The 2,643-nt window shown below is 49.6% G+C and carries 1 protein-coding gene; it reads left to right on the top strand.

The window, feature by feature from the left end:
- Positions 1 to 192: 192 nt before the first annotated feature.
- The gene (locus tag H7C86_RS36795; RefSeq protein WP_182263506.1) at positions 193 to 2,319 is read left to right on the top strand and encodes a glycosyltransferase; all 2,127 of its coding nucleotides are present in this window, start codon (positions 193 to 195) and stop codon (positions 2,317 to 2,319) included.
- Positions 2,320 to 2,643 lie beyond the last annotated feature (324 nt).

The raw sequence follows: 2,643 nt of genomic DNA, 5'->3' as shown, positions 1-2,643 counted from the left end.
CGACCGCCCGCCGCTTACCGCCGGCACCGCGTAACCAACGTCCGCGCCTCCTACACTAGCGAGCGACAATCTATACGCGTGTATCGTCCGTGTCGTCCAGGCCGGAGAACGAGAACGGCAATTCATGCACTAGCCTGTGCGATTGTCGAGTGAATCGCACCCGGTTCACAGCCTAAGTGAGAAGGCTCCCCTATGAAGAAGAGTATGCAACCCAACGCCGTGACTGTTGTGGTTCCAGTCTACGGAGATTGGGACTCTTTGGCCCAATGTATCGACTCGTTGCTGCTGAACGTTACATCACCACACCAGGTGATCCTCGTCAATGATGTTGGGCCGGACGCCAACTTTCTAGAATCAGCCATACTCGAAAAAATATCAGGGATATCCAATTTTCGATATTTTCGAAATGAAACCAATCTCGGATTTGTCAAAACGTGCAATCGGGCCGCATACGAACTTGATACCACCGATAATGATATCCTCTTACTCAACAGTGATACGATCACGACGCCGGGATTTATCGAAGAGATGGCCACGGTACTCGCATTGTCATCCCGGCACGGGACCGTGTGCCCACGTAGCAACAATGCAACTATTGCCTCTATTCCACTAAACTTCAAGAACAGCGGAATCCTGGAACGAGATATTGACTACGCCCGAGACATACACACTTCTTTAAGTGGGAGACTTCCCAGATTCAGCATAGTTCCGGTAACCCCGGGATTTTGCATACTAATACGACGCACTCTAATAAAAAATTTCGATTTGTTCGACGAAATCTACGGACACGGATACAGCGAAGAGAACGACTTTTGCCTACGAATCAACAAGTACGGCTACTCGTCCGTAATGGCAAACCGCGCGTTCGTAGCACATCTGGAAACTAAAAGCTTCACAGCCGAACAAAAAAGTGCATTGCAGTCAACTAATGAGCTCATCATGACCAAGCGCTATCCATACTATGAAGAATTTGTTCGCAAATATCTTGACTTTTATATCGATCCAGTGGACCGGTTTGCCGACGTCATCGCAGGAACTAAAGGTACCACCAAAGTTCTCATCAACCTTCATCACCTCTCTAACACATACAACGGAACGTCACGAAACGCGCTCAGCCTACTGTCGTACATCCGTGACCAGTCCTCCAATTTGCATGACATCGAATTCACGGTGGTCGCTGGATCTGAAAGCTCAAAGTTTCACCACCTCGATACATTTGGAATTCGTGTCATAAAGAGTCGTGACATTGATGAACTGTTCGACGTCGGATATTGCCCCAGTCAGATATTTCATGCGGAAACGCTGCAAATAATGAACAAATACTGCCTGAGAATCGCGTTCTCTCATCTTGATATCATTGCAATTAGAAGTAATCATCTTCTATCTCAAGATTACCAGTATCGGACTATCCTCAATGATGCAGTTACTTTTTCCGACAAAGTCATCTCCATCAGCAATTTCTCGCGTGATGATTTTGGCGACTATTTTGGCTGCACAGAGACGGAACGTCCAGGAAAATTTGTCACGGTACATCAAGGGTATCCCGACAATCATACTTTTACTGGCGCATTCTCATCTGAAATACCCACCACGGTACGTACGCTGATTTCAATTGGTCGCTATGCCCTCGTTTTCGGAAACGATTTCGATCACAAGATGGTGCGCGAGACGCTGCCACACCTGTCGAAATGTTTCGAGGAAATTGTTGTCATAGGTCCCACGAAGCTAAACGGTATAGAAACTGGAAACAGCAGGGTGCATTTCGTCGGAAGTGGCGGTCTGTCCGACCGCGCTGTCGATGAACTGCTCGAGAACGCTCAACTTGTATTCTTTCCCTCCGCCTACGAGGGGTTTGGTCTTCCGATCGCGGAAGCAGCTAAACACCGAAAACCCCTCGTAGTTCAACGTACCGAAGGTTCGGAAGAGATTTGTGCACTATACGAATCCATCATTCCTATCGGCTATTTCAACGAGCTCAGTGAAATAGCCCCCGCGGTGAGTACTGCACTATCAGAGTTTGAGTCGGACCCGTACGCTGTCGGCCGTACCTTGAGTGACTACAACCGAGATGTCGTGCAGATCATCACCGAACTTGCCGCAACTGAGATCGACGACGCAAGGCTCAGAGACCGATGGACCTACCTCGCTAAGGTTCAGGACTATGCGCCTGCGGAACAAATTCGGCCCTTCAGTCGAGTTCTCAACCATGCTGTCATCGTGGTGAGGGCCCGGTACCTGATGAAGTTCAAAGCTCGCTTTCCAAATCAGTACCTCCGGGCACGCGATTTGTATCGACGCTCTCGACTGATATCCCGCTGAGTACAGGATGACAACACAACGCCGTGCCCGTGTGTGACGCGTGGCCTTTTTCGGACCCAATTACCTTGACAATGTCTGCCCCGTTCTGTCCTTCAGCTGACCGTTTGTCGCGATAAGCAGCCAAGCCGTACCGCGCTACCTCCATCGCTCGATGATCATCGAGAAAGCGGTAGATGCCTCGGGAACTGATGTTCCCGAGGCATCTACCGCTTTCTCTTAGCAATCTCTATGCTGATGACTGTTCGCCTGCGCACGCGCGCCTATCATCGTGGTTGGGTCCCTGTGTAGAAGTCCAGTGTCTGTGTGACTTTCGTGTCCGATAAT

The organism is Rhodococcus sp. UFZ-B548 (genome assembly GCF_903819475.1).
In the GTDB taxonomy this organism is placed as follows: Bacteria; Actinomycetota; Actinomycetes; order Mycobacteriales; family Mycobacteriaceae; genus Rhodococcus_F; species Rhodococcus_F erythropolis.
This window is presented reverse-complemented; position numbering and strand designations above follow the sequence as displayed.

Bases quoted from the DNA above. Each gene is read 5' to 3' on its own strand.
- H7C86_RS36795 (WP_182263506.1), top strand. From the start codon at position 193: ATGAAGAAGAGTATGCAACCCAACGCCGTGACTGTTGTGGTTCCAGTC.